A 15,862-nucleotide genomic window follows, 5' to 3' on the forward strand; every position below is an offset into this window, starting at 1 on the left:
GATGCGACTTCGTACACGGGTCGCCGGGCTGCTGGCTGCCCCCCTGCTCCTGACGGGCTGCCTTCTGACGGGCTGCACGGCCCCGGCTCCCCGCCCCGCCCCGGACGAGGTGATCAAGGCCGCCACCCAACGCCTCACCGACGCCTGCCTCATCCGCCAGGGCCTCACCCCGCCGCGCCCCGCGCAGAGCCCGCCGCCGGCCCTCGATCAACAGCGGGTCACCGCCGCGCTCTTCGGCGGGGGCCGGGCAGAGCTGTCCATCGCCCTGCCCACCGGCTACATCGTGCGGGCACACACCGATGGCTGCCTGGCCGCAGCTCAGCGGCGGCTCTACGGCGATCAGCGCCGCTGGTTCCGGGCGTCCGTGATCGTCAACAACCTCAAGCCCGAAGCCGCCCACACCCACCGCAGCCTCGCCGAGGTCCGCGTCCGGCACCGCGCCGAGATCGCCGACTGGCAGCGGCTGCGCGCACACGCCCTCGCCGGATCCACAGCCCTGTTCGACAACCACCCACCCAAGGGAGACCCACCACCATGAAACCCTTCACCGTTCTCCTCGCGGCCACCCTGATTTCCGCCGGCGCCGTTCTGGGCACCTCGGCCAGCGCCCAGGCGGCGCCCTGCCGCAGCGGCTACTTCTGCGTCTGGACGGACGCGAACTTCGAGGGTCTGAAGATCGAGCACGGCGGCGACGACCACTGGTGGGAGGGCGACATGTTCAAGCACGACTCCTCGTGGGCGAACCACGGCATCTCCGGGCCGAATGTCCCCGACCACGTCAAGGTGTACCAAGGCCGCGAGCTGCTGGGACGGGTAACCCTCTGCCTGGCTCCCGGGCAGGAGGTCGGCTACGACTCGGGCGCGAACGACCAGGGCGGCTCCCACACCTGGTCCGTCGGCTGCTGAGGCCGATACTTCGGGTGCCGCCGGGTAGTTGGGCGGCACCCTCGCACGTCGGCTCCTTGTCTACGTATCGGGTGGCGTCGCCGACCAGTTCCGACACCAGACCCCGCCGCCGACCAGAACTGGCAGCGACTCTGACGGCGCTGACCGGCGGTCAGCGGCGCCGGGACGAGCGCCCTGCCTACCCGTCAGCATCCGGCGGCGGTCACGGAGCATGGCCACTTCCGCTCTTCACGCGGAGGTGCCGTGTGGGGCCTGCACGGCGATTGCGGCGTCGACAGTGGGGTGGACAGCCGGCAGCCGTCACCTCTTCCCTGTGAGGCACCCGTCGGCAGGCCGATGCCTCCCGCACTCTCTCCAGGTCTTCGATCGTCAAATGCCTTCGTTTGTTGAAGATCCGCCACTCGAGATCGAGAAGACCGTCACGTCTTCACAACCCCGGCCTTCAACGAGTGTGCGGACACCTTTTGAGAAGCCGGCCACAACAGCCGCCAGTTCACGTCAAATGTGCCCAGCCCTCGGCAAAAGGACGACCAACGGGCAACGATGACCTCAGCCCAGCTCTCCTCCCGCATGTATCTGTATCCAACTCTGTTCGGAGGTAGTTCATGCGACGGCTGACGATGGCCGCAGCGCTCGCCCTGGCGGGCATCACACTCATGGGCGCGGCCGGCCTGGCCGGCGCCGCGACCGGCCCGGCGCACATCGCTGCCGCCTGCTCGACCGTATGGGGCAGCGGCAACAAGTCGGTCACGGAGTCGGACTACAAGACTCTGAAGAACATAAGGACCGGCCAGGACACCTGTTACGACCGGATGGTCTTCGACACCACCGGCCCGACAGGCAAACTCGGGTATCACGTCGGATATGTCGACGAGTTCCACCAGGACGGCTCCGGCGAGCTCATCCCGGTCAGTGGTGGCGCCATCCTCCAGATCTTCGTCTCCGCACCCAGCTACGCCCCCGCGACCGGCGAGCAGACCTACCCGGGGAAGGCGGGACAGCCGCTGCCGGGGGTAAAGATCACCGGGTACAAAACATTCAAGGACACCCGGTTCGGAGCGAGCTTCGAGGGACAGACCCAGATCGGCCTGGGTGTTCGCGCAAAGCTGCCGTTCCGGGTGCTCCAGTCCGGCGACAAGCTGATCGTTGACGTCGCACACACGTGGTAGCCGACAACAGCCAGGAATCTCCCGTCTGACGCCATGTCGGGTCGCGCACCCGCGCGTCCCGCACCGGCTGAGCGTGCGAGGGGCGGCGGGCTGCCGGGCTGGGGCCGGCAGGCAGCCCGCCCACTGCCTTCGCTACAGCGCCCCGTCGGCGATGGTGCCGAGCGGCAGGGCCGGAAGGAACCTGGGGCGGTCGCTCGTACCGCCCTCGACTGCGACGAAGGCGCGCTTGACCCACAAGGACCCGGTAGAGCGCGACCTCGGCGGGTGCGATCACCGCCCCGGCCCGGCTCCAGAGTGGGCCCGAGCAGCGGTGAGTCGTGTCGGTTGGCGCCGTGGGAGACGATCCCGAGCGGCACTCCGGTCACATCGGAAGCCGCGGAGCGCTTCAGGCCCTGCTTGCTCCGGTCGACCGGGGAGCGTCGGGGCGTTCTACTGCCCTCGGTGGCCCAATCGATTGACGCAACGTTGGGCCGGGCCAGGGCTAGGCAGTGTGCTCGACGTACTCGACGACGACTCCGCCGGGGTGTCGCACGATGGCGTTGCGGCCGGTCGGCACCTGGTTGGGGCCTGAGAGGATCTCTCCGCCACGCGTGTCCAGGAGTGCCTGCACCCCGTCCAAGTCGTCTACGAGCACGGTGCTCTGGACGTCCCGGAACGGGGCGAGGGCCTCGTCAGTGCCCGCGACCAGCAGGAAGCCGCCGATACTCGCCACCTCCACGTCGCCGTGGGCGAATCGCCTCCCGCTCTCCTGGCCTGTCAGGTCGCGCAGGGCCGGCAGCGCGCGGTCCAGGTCATCCACATACAGCCGAGCCAGCGTGGCCAGCGCCTTCATGCCACCCCTCCAAGATCAATTCGATATTCCCGAACTATTGAATCGTTTGCCATACTAGGCACAGATCCCGAGGAGGAGGAAGCGGATGCGCGCACTGCCCCAGCCCAAGCCCGAAGACTTCGATCTGGCGACCGTGCTGCACGCCCTCGGCGACCCTGTGCGGCTGGAGCTGCTGCGGCGCCTGGCAGCGGACGGCGAAACCACCTGCAGCCCAGAGGGGATGACTGTTCCGCGCTCGACGCTGTCGAACCACTGGCGCATCCTGCGCGAGGCGGGCATCACGTCCACGCACATCAGCGGGAAGACCCGCCTGGTGACCTTGCGCCGGGATGACCTCGACGCCCGCTTCCCCCGCCTGCTCAGCGCAGTACTCGATTCACCCGATCCTTCGTAAACCCCTGATCCGGCCGGGCCCACCTGACCCCGACACCGCTGATCACACCGAGTCCGCGTGAAGGTCGAGGCGTTCAACGGCTTCTCCCAGTGGATCGGCTTCGGCAACGGCGGCGTCATCACCGACCACGACCCCGTCGAGCAGGAGAGGACCGCGAAATTCAACGCGCTGCTCACGAACGCGGTGACCTTCCACAACGCCCTGGACATCGCCGAGATCGTCAGCCAGCTCCAGGAGGAGGGCCGCGTCATCGACCCCGAGGGCCTGGCCCACATCTCGCCGTATCTGACCGAGCAAATCCGCCGCTTTGGCGAGTACCCCACCCACGAACTCGGCCTTGAGCCCGGACCGTACGAACCCACACCTGGATGTCGATTTCGGGCCGCGGCGCTGCGACCCGCCAGGCGCGGACGGCTACGGCCAGGCGGCCTGACCAGGTGGAACGGCCAGGTTCTCCGCCCCACGCCGGTCAGCCAACGGCAGGTTGACGCCTTCCTCGTGGAGGCGATCAGCCTGCCTGTGCGCCGACGGCAGCGGCACACAGGCAGGATGGAGGAACTAGACCTCGACGGCAGCTTCGTCCTCGGCCTTGTCGGCGGGGGCCAGTGGCTTGGGGCGGCCGGGCAGGAGCAGGCACAGCGGGACGGCGACGGCGGTGAAGGCCACCGACCACCAGAAGGCGTCGTCGAAGCCGTCGGCCAGGGCGTCCGGGGTGTGGGCGTCGCCGGCGGTGTGCTGGAGGATGACGGCGAGGACGGCGATACCCACCGAGCCGCCGATCTGCTGGGCGACGCGGGTGATGATGCTGGCGTCGGGGATCTCCTTGTGTTCCAGGCCGACGAAGGCGGCGCCGCTGAGCGCGATCATGGCGGCGCCCAAGCCGATGCCGCGGACGAGCAGTGCGGCTATGAGCAGGACCTTGCTGGTGTCGGCGGTGACGAAAGCGAACGGCACGGTGGCTGCGGCGACGAAGGCGAAGGCGGCGAAGGCGACCCAGCGGGGGCCGATGCGGTCGGTGTACTTGCCTGCCAGGGTGCGTGCGAGGAGCGCGCCGACGCCCTGCGGGATGAGCAGCAGTCCGGCGCCGAGGGCGTCCTCGCCGCGGACCTGCTGAAAGTACAGGGGCAGCAGCATCATCGCCCCGTACAGGGTGATGCCGCCCAGGAAGAGCAGGGCGGAGGAGGAGGCCACCGCGCGGTGGCGGAAGAGCCTCAGGTTGACCAGGGCGCCGGTGGTGCGGGTCAGCGCCCGGGCGGTGAAGCCGCCGACCAGGGCGAGTCCGCCGATCAGCGGGATGAGGACCTTGGCGCCGGCGAAGCCCGCGCCGCCCTCGACGGTCCGGTTGGGAGTGCTCACGAGCAGCCACCTAAGATATAGAGTCCTATCTTACGGCTGCCACAGTAGGGCTCCGGAATAAGATAGGCAAATCTATCCAAGGGAGTTACGGATGCCCGAGCGACGCCGCGGAGCGGCACTGGAGAAGGCGCTCCTCGATGCGGCCTGGGAAGAACTCACAGACAACGGCTACGCCAGGTTCACCATGGACGCCGTCGTCAAGCGCGCGGGCACCAGCCCTCCCGTGCTCTACCGCCGCTGGTCCGACCGCGACGAGCTCCTCCGGGCGACCATCGTCCACATCCTGAAGGAGTACCGCCTCGACATTCCCGATACGGGAAGCCTGCGGGAGGACATCCTCACCCTCATGCGGGAGATCAACGCCACCCGTGTCCAGCTCATCACCGTCATGAGCGTGTACCTCGCCGGCCACTACCAGGAGACCGGAAGAAGCTCTCGTGACCTGCGCGACCCCCTTGCGACGGGGCGCAAGGAAGCTCTCGACGCGCTCTTCGACCGCGCCGTCGACCGCGGCGAGATCAAACCAGAACTCCTCACCGAGCGCATCAAGTCCCTCCCCTTCGACCTGCTGCGCCACGAAATCCTCGTGACCTTCGCCTCTGTGCCCGACCACGTCCTCGAAGAGATCGTCGACACGGTCTTCCTTCCCCTGGTGCACTGACCGGAGCAGCACCACACCTGGTGCTGGAGATGCTCGCCGGACCGCTCCAGGGGATGTACGACCCGAGCGGGCACGGCGGGCTGCTGTTCGCGTTCTTGCCGCGACGGCGGAGACCGAGCGGGAGAACATCCGCGGGTCCACGCCCGAAGGGCTCGACGCCGCGGCCCGCAAGGGCAAGCACGGCGGCGGGCCCCAGGTCATCACCGACGACTTGCTGCACACCGTGCTGCGGCGCCGCGCGGGCGGCGAGTCCGTCGAGCAGATCCAGCCTGACCTGATCATCCCCACCGGCAAACGCAAGGGACAGAGCCCCAGCGTCGCCAGTGTCTACCGGGCCCTTGCCGAACACGAAAAGACCCAGGCGGTGCGAGGCTACCGCGGGGGGCCGTAATGCCAAGCCGGGGTCTCCCGGCTGTAGGTGGAAACCCAGTTGCTCTGCCTGAACGCCGCTGACAGGGTCCTGGGCCATGCCCACCTTCTCCGCGCATGACGGAACCCAGCTTGCATACCGCGTGTTCGGAGACGGCCCTCCTCTGATCTGCCTGCCGGGGGGACCGATGCAGGACTCCGTGTACCTCGGCGACCTCGGCGGCCTTTCCGCGCACCGGCAGTTGGTCATGCTGGATCTCCGGGGCACCGGCCGGTCCGCGATACCGGAGGACACCGCCTCCTACCGTTGCGACCACCTTGTCGATGACGTGGACGCCCTGCGCGAGCATCTTGACCTGGAGAGGATGGACCTGCTCGCGCATTCCGCAGGCGCGAATCTGGCGGCGCTGTATGCGGACCGCCACCCGGAATATGTCAGCAAGCTCGCCCTGATCACGCCGAGTGTCATGGCCGTCGGGATCGCGATCACTGCGGGCCTCCGGCGCGAGACTGCGCAGCTCCGCCAGGACGAGCCGTGGTTCCCCGCGGCGTTCGCGGCCTTGGAAGCGATCACTTCCGGCAAGGCCACGGACGACTGCTGGCAGGCCATCGCGCCGTTCTTCTACGGCCGCTGGGACGCCAGGGCCCAAGCCCATCAGGCTGCTGAGGACGGGCAGAAGAACAAGGAGGCGGCCACGGAGTTCGGCGCCGAAGGCGCTTTCGACCCGGACGCCACCCGCGCGGCCCTCGCACGGTTCGGCGGGCCCGTGCTCCTGCTCGCCGGGGAGGTCGATCTCAATTCCCCTCCTCGCGCGACCGCCGAGTTCACCGAGCTGTTCCGGAACGCCGAACTCGTCATGCAGTCCGGAGCCGGACACTTCCCCTGGCTCGACGATCCCGACCGGTTCGTGGCGACCACCGCGGCGTTCCTGCGGTAGCCGACCGCTCGGTCGTCCGGCACCACATGTGGGAGTTGCACCGCTCCCCCGCCGCCTACCGATCGGCTGCGGATCCTCGGGCCACTGATGCGCCGTCATTTCCCGCTCCGGCCGACCGGATCCTCCTGGCGTATGCAGATGCTGCCCGCGGCCATCGGCCGAGAACACAGGGCAAGATCGCTCTCGGCGCCATTACTGTCACCGCGCCCTGGCTCCCCCCCGGTCGCGACACACCGGACAGGACTGGAGACCGATACGTTCTCGCGCCCTGGCCGGAGCGGCGGCCAGGGTGCGCTGCGACGGGACAAGGAGCTCCTGAAGGATCCGTGGACGCGGCCTCCCCGGGGGAAATGCCGCACCCCGGAAGCACTCGGGTGATCCAAAGAGAAACAGCCGGGACCTGTAGCACATAGAAGTGGCTGACGTTCCTCGATGCTCAACCGACTCAGGCGCACCAGAGAATGCAGACCACGCCTTGCTCTTATCCTTTGAAGCCGACTCACATTCAAATTGAAGATCACCGTGCTAACGTCGGGAGACTGAATCACTGAATTGCGGGGGACCAATGCTTCAGTTGCATGACCGTCTGGGTCCAGCGCGGGGAACGCGAGCCATCAATCACAAGCATGTTCTACTCTCCATCATGATCAAGGGAGATACTCAGGCCAGTCTGGCCCGGCGTACCGGACTCGCCCAGTCCACCGTGTCGAACATCGTCCGGGAGTTACACACGGCCGGAGTTGTGCCCAACGGCCGAAACGGGCAGACCTCCCCCGCCGGACGCAGGACAACGGTGTGCCTGCCGGCGACACGCCATGTTGCAGTCGGCGTCCACCTGGGGTTCAACCAGGCAACGGTCGTCGCCCGACGTGTTGATCGCCCCGTTGCCGAGACGCAGAGCGAGCACGTCGGGAGCGGCGCCAACAGGGGCATGGGCGAGGTCATACCAGTCCTCAAGCAAGCAATCCGCGATGCCGTCGGCAAGACGGGCCTGCGACTCGAAGACGTGATATCCCTCGGTGTGGCCGTGCCACGGATGGTGGACCCCAGGTCCGGCAAGTTCGCCAGCCCCGTTCTGCCTCCCTGGAGCGAGGGTGACGACCCGTCGCGGGACCTGGGTGATTGGCTGGGCGTACCGGGCGCGCTCGACAATGACGCCAACCTCGGCGCGCTGGCGGAGCAGATATACGCGACGGACGGTCATACCGAGATCGTGGTCTACATCAAGGGCTCCACCGGTGTCGGCGCCGGCCTGGTCATCAGCAACAATCCGATTCGCGGGCGTGGAATGGCGGGGGAAATCGGCCATCTTGTGCTCGACCCGGACGGCGCGGTCTGCCGCTGCGGCGGGCGGGGATGCCTGGAGACGATGATTGGCGCGGACGCTCTCGTCCGCCAGGCTCGCGACGCGTTGTCAGGAAGCGCGGTGGATGTGCCGCATTCGCTCGCCTCCCTGATCGAAAAAGCCCAGGCGGGGGACGTCGTATGCGAGCGCGTCGTGCGCGATGCCGGACGTGTCCTCGGCCAGGCCCTCGCGCAGGTGTGCAACCTGCTGAATCCCGACTTGATCGTCGTGGGCGGACAGCTCGGCGTCGCCCAAGGCATGATCCTTGACCCGTGCCGGGAGTCTCTGACGCGCTACGCCCTGCGGGGCGCGGTGGGCGCCCAGAGCGGGTTCACCCTCAAGCCGAGTTCGATGAACCAACTGTCCGAGGCACAGGGGGCCCTGGTACTGGGTCTGACCTCCCTCCGCAGGACGGACGACACCCAGGAACCGGACAGGGAATGAGCGAAAGGCCCCTCACGCAGCGCCGAGCGCGGGTTCGACAGTCGGGCATGAAGGTTGCTATCCATTCTCCGGGGCATTTTTCGGCGACCTGAACCGTGGAAGCTCCGATTGTCCGCGCAGAGCTGCAATTTGGCACAGGCGCCTGAAAGTACACGCGTGCCGGCCGCTCCTCGGCGCGTCAACCAGCGGCTGACCCACGTAGACAGCCGCTGCCGCCTCCTGTCATTGTGAGCGGCCGATATATGGCGTCCTGGGGCCCCACAGCCTCGTTGGCGGCTAAAGTCGAATACCTGACGCTGACCAATCATGTTCGGTGGATGCGATTACCTGTGCCTTTAGGACCGACTCCGGGTGGGTATATGCCTTTCTTGAGAAAACACGCCAACCGGTCGCCCCGACCGTCCGTTTCCGATGCTTCTGCCCCTGCGGGCCTCGACGCAGCTGACCGCCATCGCGACGCCTACGATCCACCGGCGGTGGTGGATCTCGGTCATGTGCGGGAGGTGACCCTCGGAAGCTCCAGTAGCGGGAACGCCGACGCCAACTCTCACTATTACTGGTGAGCTGGGTGATTGCTCCTCCTCACGGGAGGTCGAATGAGCGCTCCCAACGCCGCTGACAACGGCATTGACCGGCGGTGCCATCCGGAGTTCACCGGCGTCTTCCCGCCCCTGCCCGGCTCGCCCACCCTGGTCACGGGGGAAGCGGACCTCGTGTCCCCTCTCGGCTCGGCTCTGCGCGCCGTGGGCCGGTGGAGGGAAGGTGAACTGCGCAGCTTCCAGTGCGCTGAAGGCTCTGTCATCACGGTGGGTCAGTGTCTCGCCGAGGAGCGGGAGTTCAGACAAGACGCTCAGCGTGCGCTCGCCACGGACCGGCTGGCTTCCCTGACCCGGTGGACCGGCAGCTACCTGTGTCTTGTGGTGCGCCCGGGCGACCTCACGGCCTTCGCAGATCTGGCCGGGCAGTACCCGCTGTACTTCCGTCGCCGCCCCGGTCGCACCTGGATCGGCTCACGGCCGACGACAGTCGCCGGCGCAGCCGGCGGCGGATGCCGGCCGGACCTTCAGGTCCTTGCGGCGCAGGTCTTCTGTCCTGGTGTACCCCTGCTGCCCGGAAACAGATCGGTGGTGGCCGGTGTCGAGCAGCTCGGCGCAGGCCAGGCCCTTCGGATCACCGCGGAGGGCAAGTGCACCCAGTGGGAGTACGAGACGCTCCTGCCCGACGCGGACGCTTCTCTCGCAGAGAGGGCCGAGGCGCTGAGAGGGGCACTCGTTGAGTCAGTGGGGCGGCGTGCTGCCCGCGCCGGGACGCTCACGGCCGATTTCAGCGGCGGCCTGGATTCCACTTCGCTCGCCTTTCTGGCGCTCGACCGTGGAACAGAACCCTTACCCGTGTTCACCTACCACCGGGCGGGGGTGGCGTGTGACGACCTGGACTACGCACGCCGGTACGCGCGGCTCGATGAACGGCTTCGTCTGGAGGTGGTCACCGGCACCCCCGGTACCTTGCCCTACCAGGGGATGGAAGGCGCGGGGCGCAACGGCGAACCCGACCCCGCGGCGGTGGGGACGGCTCGCACTCGGCTGCGCCTTCAGCGCATTGCACAGCACGGCGGAGACGTCCACCTCGGCGGCGAGGGCGGCGACGCGCTCCTCTCGGCACCGCCCTCCTACCTGGCCGGCCTTGCGCGGCCCGGCGGCTTGCGTACGCTCGGTCGGCACAGCCACGTTCTCGCACGGTCGCGCCATGCATCGCCTCTCAAAGTCATGGGCAGCGCGGTCCGCCTGGCGCGCACACCGCTGGCGACAGCACTACGCCGTACCGCGAACCTTCTGGAGCGGCCGGAAGCACCCGACCCTCATTGGCTGGACACGGTGAGCTGGTGGCTCGCCCCAGGCCCGGAGGTCACCTGGCTCACCAACTCTTCACGGCGGGAGCTCTCGCAACTGGCCCGCTCGCGAATCTCGAGCGATGCCGAGCCCTTGAGTACGCAGCCGGACCTGCACACGACACGGCACGAGTTGCGCACCTCGGCCTCCGCGCAACGTCAACTCGACCACATTGCGGCGGATTTCGGGATCTGGCCACAGGCCCCGTTCCTCGACAATGACGTCATCCGGGCGTGTTTGCGGCTGCCCGCACACCTGCGCGCTGATCCCCCCCTCTTCAAACCACTGCTCGGCGCAGCGCTGTCGGGCGCAGTCCCCACCCCCGTACTGACCCGCCGGACCAAGGGTGACTACTCGGATGAGGACTATCAGGGCATCCGCCTCGCCTCCACAGCGCTGCGCGAAGTCCTCGACACCTCGCACCTGGCCGGCTTCGGTGTCATTGATCCGGACGCGGTCGCGGCCTCACTGAACCGCGCGCTGATGGGGCTGCGCGCCCCCTTTCCGGCGCTGAACCGGCTTCTCGGCGTCGAGTTGTGGCTGCGAAGCGCACCATGGCACTGACACCCGCCGACCTGCCGACCCGCCGTAGAAAAGGCACCTCATGACCGGTTTCCAGATCCCCAAGCATGTCCATCTCGGCGACACCTCCCACGGGGGGACGGTGCTCTTCAACACCCGGTCCGGTCAGTGGTACGCGATGAACGGCACCGCTCGCACGCTCTGGGAGGAGTGGCACCGCACCGGTGATTTCGACTTCGCCGTGCGAACGGTGGCTGACCGCTTCCCCCGTGTGCGCTACGACCGCGTGCGGCTCGACGCCGAAAGGGTGGCCGGCGATCTGGTCGAGCGCGGCCTGGTGAACCCGTGCGGAGAACTCGCCCCGGCCGGCCCGGACCTGCGGCTCGAAGCCGCCAAGAGCACAAGTGGGGAGCCGGTCTTCGCCAAGCCAGCCGGCACCGTCCGGCGGTCAAGCGCGGCTGGGTTGCTCGGACTGCTCCTCGCACTGTGTCTGCTACGGCTCCCCTTCCGCGTCTCCGTGCATACCGTCGACGTGCTCAAGCAGCGCCGGGGCCGTCGACCGGCCACGATGCACCAGGCCGAGGTGATGCTCGCAGCCGTCCGCCGAGCCGGTAACCGCTACCCGGGGCGAGTCGCCTGCCTGGAGGACTCGCTGGGCACTGTGCTCGGCCTCGCCCTGGCAGGGCTCACAGCCGATTGGTGTCTCGGCAGTGCCGGTGATCCTTACCGATTCCATGCCTGGGTGGAGGTGCTGGGCAAGACCGTGACACGTCCCGAGGACGACGACCGGGTCCATTTCCAACGGGTGCTGGTGCTCTGAGCCGTGTACATTCCCCACCGGCCTGCCGCCGTAATGACCTATCGGCTTCATAATGAAGGCCGTCCCGCACTGAGGCGCCCACCAGAATTCAATTTATCCGCCATACTTCCATCGCGATCCGAAGTCGATCGTGCAAGCGCTCCCACGGAGATCGAAAACGAGAGATGTGCAAGGTTCCTTCAAATTCTCCAACCTCAACCGTCCGAGCCGTTCCTACCGATCGGTTTCACAAAAATCTCCGCCGCATGGGTTCTCTTGAGGCAAGATGAGTCGCTATGCTTACCGAGTAAACAAAAGACCAGAGGTTGCCGGTTCGATCACACGGCAAGAGTGATCTCACGCGGTACGTGGTACGTGTCAGACCCGCGTCCACGCAGCTCAAAGGGGGCCGCCCGCTGCTACGGACGACCCCCCGTGATTCTTGGAACTACCTGGTCAGCACTGCGGCCAGGGGCGCAAGGCCATCGTTGACACACAGCAGGACAAACACGAGGACGACGACGATCACCTGGACGCGCATCCAGGTCAGGTTCATGGCGCCCTGGATCGTCATGCGGGCTTTCACGTTCACTGAGAACCTCCCTTCGGGGGTGAGGGCCGGCACAGGCACCGGGGTAAGCTCCGGTGCGGACGTTTGCAGGTGATTGTGAGCCGATTCTCAAGCCGGTTAGGCGGAGATCGGAAAGCAACGTCCCGTTAACAGTTTCTTCTGCATTTCTTCCCCTGACAAGCCCCTCTACCGCACCCCCATCGCACACCCGGAGCGGAAAAAATATATGGCAGCCGAGTCATCTGCAATTCGTCCATAATCCGCCCCCGAAGCCGAATCAGGGGGCGTAAATCGAAGAAAGGACGGAGTGCGGAACCGATGGGGCGGGCAAACGCCCCGCCGCACTGCCGTCCTGGGGAACCCGGGACGACCTCGGCACCGTTTCCGCACACCCCGGGCCGCCGACGAACGCCACCGGCGTCGGATCGAACGCCGACGCGGGCCCACCAGTCGGCAAGGAGAGCGAATCGGCGGCCGGCGGCACACCGGAGCTACCGAAAAAAACTCATCGCCCAGCGCGTGGCGATCATGGTCACCGCCGTCGGCGCGCTGCTGTTCGCGGGACACCGGTGCCGGCACCTTCGGCGTGCGAACCTCGCCGGGACCCCGCGGCCCGGGAAGAGCCGACCTGAATGTACCGCGGATCACCGCGGCTCATCGCGTCCGACCTCACCGGCCCTGAGGATCTGCTGCTGCCAAGCGCCTCGGCGGCAACCCCACTGCCTGGCCGGGTTGTTCGTAGTTACCCGGTGCCGGTTCGGTTTCTCAGCTCAGGGCAACTGCGCTGCCTTCAGGGGTTCCGCGAGCCAGAGCGGCCTGCGCCCTGCGTGTCGGGAATCCCCTGCGCTGTCGGGAATGCTGCAAACGAAGGCCGGTGCCAAAGCCGGCCGGTGGTAGCCGTACGTCCAGGACGAGGGTGAGGGATGCTTCTCCGGCCCACCGGAACACGACCCGGCCGCGCCTTGGTGGATCAGCCCGGAGGCCCCGCAGAGAGCGGCTTGATCCACCGCTTGTCGCGTGCCCTTAATGCGGCCGGGCGAGGGTGGTGCGCATGGCGTCCATCAAAGCGTGCCGGGCCTCCCGCAGCGCACGTCGTGCCTCCGTACAGCCGGCATCACTCCACGTCTCGCCCTGCACGACCGCGTCTCGGTAGGTAACGAGCCTGTCAGCGACACCCTTGGTTCTCTCCACGACCTCGATGGGTGCAATCAGTTCGAGCGCGTACTGCCTTGCATAAACCCCGTGGTCCCGAGTGACCGTCCAGGCCATCTGCGCCCGCTCCTCCGCCGACCGGTGCACCTCACGGCTCGCATGGGATATGACATCCCGTGCCTGGGCCAATGCCTCTAAGTACTGGACGTATACCGACCGCAGCGTTTCTCGGTCCTGGGCCACGCTGTCCCTGCGCCAGCGGACCCGGTCCGTGGCCAGGGTGCTGCCCACGCCGATCGCCCCGCCCAACGCCACCGCGACCACACCTGTCCAGTCCATTGCCGCAGCATAGGAACAGCCCTGCCACCGCGTGGCCTCTTCGAGTCGGATCGCTGTGTCTGTGGCGGGGCGGCTGAGCCCTACGGTCCCGTGGAAGGAGCCCAGGGCCGGTCATTGGCGGCAATGGATCCTCAACGCGGCTACTGGATCTTCGAGTTGACATGCCAGACAGCTCAACGGAGCGTCAGCATGGGTGTTCCATCAGGACCTCGAACACAGATCGGAACTGGCTCGAGGATGTCGCCTTCCAGCCGATTCGATGCCGACGGAGGTCGGCGACGACGTCGCGTAGGCCAGCCTTGCAGGCGCCCGCGCGCGGGCTGCTGCCGCGCAGCGCCCATCCCTGCGCCGCCGTCAGAGGTCGTTTTCTCCCGTTGTTTCATCCCGGAGTGGGGCTTTCATCCAGTGGTGTCGGGTTGCGCCAGGAGATGGTGTTCTCGCCGGTGAGACGGCGGGCCATGAGTTCGGTCATGGCCAGGTGGATCATGGCTTCGGAGCGGGCGGGGAGGGTTTCGTAGTCGCCCCGGGCCCCGAGTTCGTCCAGCACCGCCCGGTGCAGCCGACGCCACAGGCCGGCCTCGGTCCATACCGTGAAGCGGCGATGCGCGGTGGTGGGCGACGTGCCCAACGTCGGCGGCAGATGCCGCCAGGCACAGCCGCTGGTCAGCGCGTACACCACTGCCGTGAACACGGCCCGCTCGTCACACGGAGCGGTCCCACCACCTTGCGGACGAGCAGCGAACGACGGCGGCAACGGGGCGGCCGGCTCCCAGAGTTCATCAGGAACCAGACGCTTCGATGGATCAGCACCCACGACCGGCATCATGCCGCACGAACATCAAGTCACGTGAGACAACCTCTAAGCCTTGATTGGTGCGGCCGACCTGGCGGCCTGCTCGATCTTCGCGCAGTAGGCTGCACGGGCTTCCTCGTCGATCTGCTTCTCGTGTTCGGCGCGCAACCCGGTCCGGCCGTCGAGGCCCTCGCGCAGGATATCGGCGTGCCCGGCATGCCGGATGGACTCGCCGAGGACATGGACCATGATGGCGAACAGGTTCGTGTCGGCATAAGGCTCCGGCCACCACGGCACGTGGCCGGGGGCGTCGAGGGGAAGCTCGTTGATCGTCGCGTCCGAGTGTTCCCACGTGCGCCGGTAGAACCCGATGATCTGATCGCGGGTCTCGTCCTCGGTCGCCCACAGATCGCTGCCGTTGGAGTCCTGCCACCGGGGCAGTGGTTCCGGGGAAGGGCGGTCGAAGACCTCGCCGAAGTACCTGGCCTCGACGGTGGCCACGTGTTTGACCAGGCCGAGGAGGTTGGTCCCGGTCGCTGTCAAAGGTCGGCGGGCGTCGTATTCGGACAAGCCGTCGAGTTTCCAGAGCAGCGCCTTGCGGTCCCGCCGCAGTCTCCCGTGCAGGTTGTCTTTCGCGAATTCATCGATCATGCAGCATGAGCCTGCCATGGGCTGCTCGTGGTCTCAAGATCCCGTACGTGGTCCGCAACGACTGGCAGAGCCGAGGCCTGGCCATGGCCGCCGCCCTGACCTGCTACAAGAAGCTCGCGAAACTTGCCACGTGAGACACCCTCTTAGCCTGTGCTGGTGGTGGGAAGTGTGACCCGGGATCGTTACGACGAGCTGGTCAAGCTAGGGCGGGACTGGGTGGCGATGAGACCGTGTCGAACGCGACGCGCGGATACGACGCGAACAAGCATCAACGGCAGGAAGCGACATCTCATCGTTGCCCAGGACGGCCTGCTCGTCACACCCGCCGACGTCCCCGACCGCGACGCGGCCCGCATCCTGCTCACCCGCCTCCACGCCGAACACCCCGAAATCGTCCTGGTCTGGTCGGACAACGGCTACGGAGGCGAGGAGTTCAGCACCTGGGCCCGGGACACCCTGGGCATCACGATCAAGGTAGTCCCCCGCCCCAAGGACGCCAAGGGCTTCGTTCTGCTGCCGAAGAGGTAGATGGTGGAACGGAGTAACTCGTGGACGATGCGGGCCCGGCGCAACGCGAGGGACTACGAACGTCTGATGGCCCATGCCGAATCCCATATCCAGTGGGCGTTCATCACTCTCATGTCCCGCCGCCCGGCCCGCCCCCGCCGCCAGACCGAGGCGTTGCCAGCCACTCTCGCAGCCGCCTGAAGACCAGCGCGCTGCCGCTGCCGT

The 15,862-nt window shown here is 67.3% G+C and carries 19 protein-coding genes and 3 pseudogenes; 15 read left to right on the top strand and 7 right to left on the bottom strand.

Annotated elements, in window-relative coordinates:
- Window position 1: 1 nt before the first annotated feature.
- From OG966_RS02385 to OG966_RS02395, 3 genes are all read left to right on the top strand, one after another.
- On the top strand, window positions 2-538 hold the full coding sequence (locus tag OG966_RS02385; RefSeq protein ID WP_326647632.1) for a hypothetical protein: 537 nt from the start codon (window positions 2-4) through the stop codon (window positions 536-538).
- Window positions 535-906 carry a peptidase inhibitor family I36 protein gene (locus OG966_RS02390; protein ID WP_326647633.1) on the top strand — a complete coding sequence of 124 codons (372 nt, stop codon included), beginning with the start codon at window positions 535-537 and terminating at the stop codon, window positions 904-906. The genes OG966_RS02385 and OG966_RS02390 overlap by 4 nt, the downstream gene beginning before the upstream one ends.
- 605 nt (window positions 907-1,511) lie before the next feature.
- Window positions 1,512-2,075: an AMIN-like domain-containing (lipo)protein gene (locus OG966_RS02395; protein ID WP_326647634.1), complete on the top strand. Its 564-nt coding sequence runs from the start codon at window positions 1,512-1,514 to the stop codon at window positions 2,073-2,075.
- A 287-nt stretch (window positions 2,076-2,362) separates the two neighbouring features.
- On the opposite strand, the pseudogene OG966_RS02400 reads toward OG966_RS02395, so the two are convergent.
- Window positions 2,363-2,497 (bottom strand): annotated as a pseudogene (locus OG966_RS02400) (IS5/IS1182 family transposase); the annotation flags it as partial.
- A gap of 59 nt (window positions 2,498-2,556) precedes the next feature.
- The gene (locus tag OG966_RS02405; protein ID WP_326647635.1) at window positions 2,557-2,907 is read right to left on the bottom strand and encodes a hypothetical protein; all 351 of its coding nucleotides are present in this window, start codon (window positions 2,905-2,907) and stop codon (window positions 2,557-2,559) included.
- A gap of 85 nt (window positions 2,908-2,992) precedes the next feature.
- Between OG966_RS02405 and OG966_RS02410 the strand changes: the two genes are divergently transcribed.
- Window positions 2,993-3,301, top strand: a complete 309-nt coding sequence (locus tag OG966_RS02410; protein WP_326647636.1) for an ArsR/SmtB family transcription factor — start codon at window positions 2,993-2,995, stop codon at window positions 3,299-3,301.
- Window positions 3,302-3,358: 57 nt separating this feature from the next.
- Window positions 3,359-3,559 (top strand): annotated as a pseudogene (locus OG966_RS40690) (Tn3 family transposase); the annotation flags it as partial.
- A 300-nt stretch (window positions 3,560-3,859) separates the two neighbouring features.
- Here OG966_RS40690 and OG966_RS02420 read toward each other — a convergent pair.
- Window positions 3,860-4,636, bottom strand: a pseudogene (locus OG966_RS02420) (MFS transporter); the annotation flags it as partial.
- A gap of 112 nt (window positions 4,637-4,748) precedes the next feature.
- Between OG966_RS02420 and OG966_RS02425 the strand changes: the two are divergent.
- The 7 genes from OG966_RS02425 (at window position 4,749) to OG966_RS02450 (ending at window position 11,645) form a co-directional block, all read left to right on the top strand.
- Window positions 4,749-5,318 (top strand): TetR/AcrR family transcriptional regulator, encoded by a 570-nt coding sequence (locus tag OG966_RS02425; protein WP_326647638.1) that lies wholly within the window; start codon window positions 4,749-4,751, stop codon window positions 5,316-5,318.
- Between the two features lie 211 nt (window positions 5,319-5,529).
- Window positions 5,530-5,709 (top strand): hypothetical protein, encoded by a 180-nt coding sequence (locus tag OG966_RS02430; RefSeq protein ID WP_326647639.1) that lies wholly within the window; start codon window positions 5,530-5,532, stop codon window positions 5,707-5,709.
- Window positions 5,710-5,785: 76 nt separating this feature from the next.
- Window positions 5,786-6,625: an alpha/beta fold hydrolase gene (locus OG966_RS02435; RefSeq protein WP_326647641.1), complete on the top strand. Its 840-nt coding sequence runs from the start codon at window positions 5,786-5,788 to the stop codon at window positions 6,623-6,625.
- 793 nt (window positions 6,626-7,418) lie between these two features.
- Window positions 7,419-8,414 (top strand): ROK family protein, encoded by a 996-nt coding sequence (locus tag OG966_RS02440; protein ID WP_326647642.1) that lies wholly within the window; start codon window positions 7,419-7,421, stop codon window positions 8,412-8,414.
- 359 nt (window positions 8,415-8,773) lie between these two features.
- Window positions 8,774-8,977 carry a lasso RiPP family leader peptide-containing protein gene (locus tag OG966_RS40695; RefSeq protein ID WP_351460557.1) on the top strand — a complete coding sequence of 68 codons (204 nt, stop codon included), beginning with the start codon at window positions 8,774-8,776 and terminating at the stop codon, window positions 8,975-8,977.
- A gap of 33 nt (window positions 8,978-9,010) precedes the next feature.
- Window positions 9,011-10,867: an albusnodin/ikarugamycin family macrolactam cyclase gene (locus OG966_RS02445; RefSeq protein WP_326647643.1), complete on the top strand. Its 1,857-nt coding sequence runs from the start codon at window positions 9,011-9,013 to the stop codon at window positions 10,865-10,867.
- Window positions 10,868-10,907: 40 nt separating this feature from the next.
- Window positions 10,908-11,645, top strand: a complete 738-nt coding sequence (locus OG966_RS02450; protein WP_326647644.1) for a lasso peptide biosynthesis B2 protein — start codon at window positions 10,908-10,910, stop codon at window positions 11,643-11,645.
- Between the two features lie 427 nt (window positions 11,646-12,072).
- Here the strand turns inward: OG966_RS02450 and OG966_RS02455 are convergent, their stop codons facing one another.
- From OG966_RS02455 to OG966_RS02475, 4 genes are all read right to left on the bottom strand, one after another.
- The gene (locus OG966_RS02455; protein ID WP_326647645.1) at window positions 12,073-12,216 is read right to left on the bottom strand and encodes a hypothetical protein; all 144 of its coding nucleotides are present in this window, start codon (window positions 12,214-12,216) and stop codon (window positions 12,073-12,075) included.
- Window positions 12,217-13,218: 1,002 nt separating this feature from the next.
- On the bottom strand, window positions 13,219-13,686 hold the full coding sequence (locus OG966_RS02460; protein WP_326647646.1) for a hypothetical protein: 468 nt from the start codon (window positions 13,684-13,686) through the stop codon (window positions 13,219-13,221).
- A gap of 379 nt (window positions 13,687-14,065) precedes the next feature.
- Entirely contained in the window at window positions 14,066-14,512 is a 447-nt protein-coding gene (locus tag OG966_RS40700; RefSeq protein ID WP_442806657.1) for a transposase, read from the bottom strand.
- 33 nt (window positions 14,513-14,545) lie between these two features.
- Complete coding sequence (locus tag OG966_RS02475; protein WP_089014494.1) at window positions 14,546-15,130, bottom strand: DinB family protein; 585 nt, start codon at window positions 15,128-15,130, stop codon at window positions 14,546-14,548.
- Between the two features lie 5 nt (window positions 15,131-15,135).
- Here OG966_RS02475 and OG966_RS02480 point away from each other — a divergent pair, with 5 nt between their 5' ends.
- From OG966_RS02480 to OG966_RS02490, 3 genes are read left to right on the top strand one after another with little or no spacing between them, the layout of a single operon-like run.
- Window positions 15,136-15,264, top strand: a complete 129-nt coding sequence (locus OG966_RS02480; RefSeq protein WP_257548903.1) for a hypothetical protein — start codon at window positions 15,136-15,138, stop codon at window positions 15,262-15,264.
- A gap of 22 nt (window positions 15,265-15,286) precedes the next feature.
- Window positions 15,287-15,658: a transposase gene (locus OG966_RS02485; RefSeq protein ID WP_326647648.1), complete on the top strand. Its 372-nt coding sequence runs from the start codon at window positions 15,287-15,289 to the stop codon at window positions 15,656-15,658.
- The gene (locus tag OG966_RS02490) at window positions 15,659-15,838 is read left to right on the top strand and encodes a hypothetical protein (protein ID WP_326647649.1); all 180 of its coding nucleotides are present in this window, start codon (window positions 15,659-15,661) and stop codon (window positions 15,836-15,838) included.
- Window positions 15,839-15,862: the final 24 nt, after the last annotated feature.

The sequence above is a fragment of the Streptomyces sp. NBC_01750 genome (assembly GCF_035918095.1).
GTDB lineage: Bacteria > Actinomycetota > Actinomycetes > Streptomycetales > Streptomycetaceae > Streptomyces.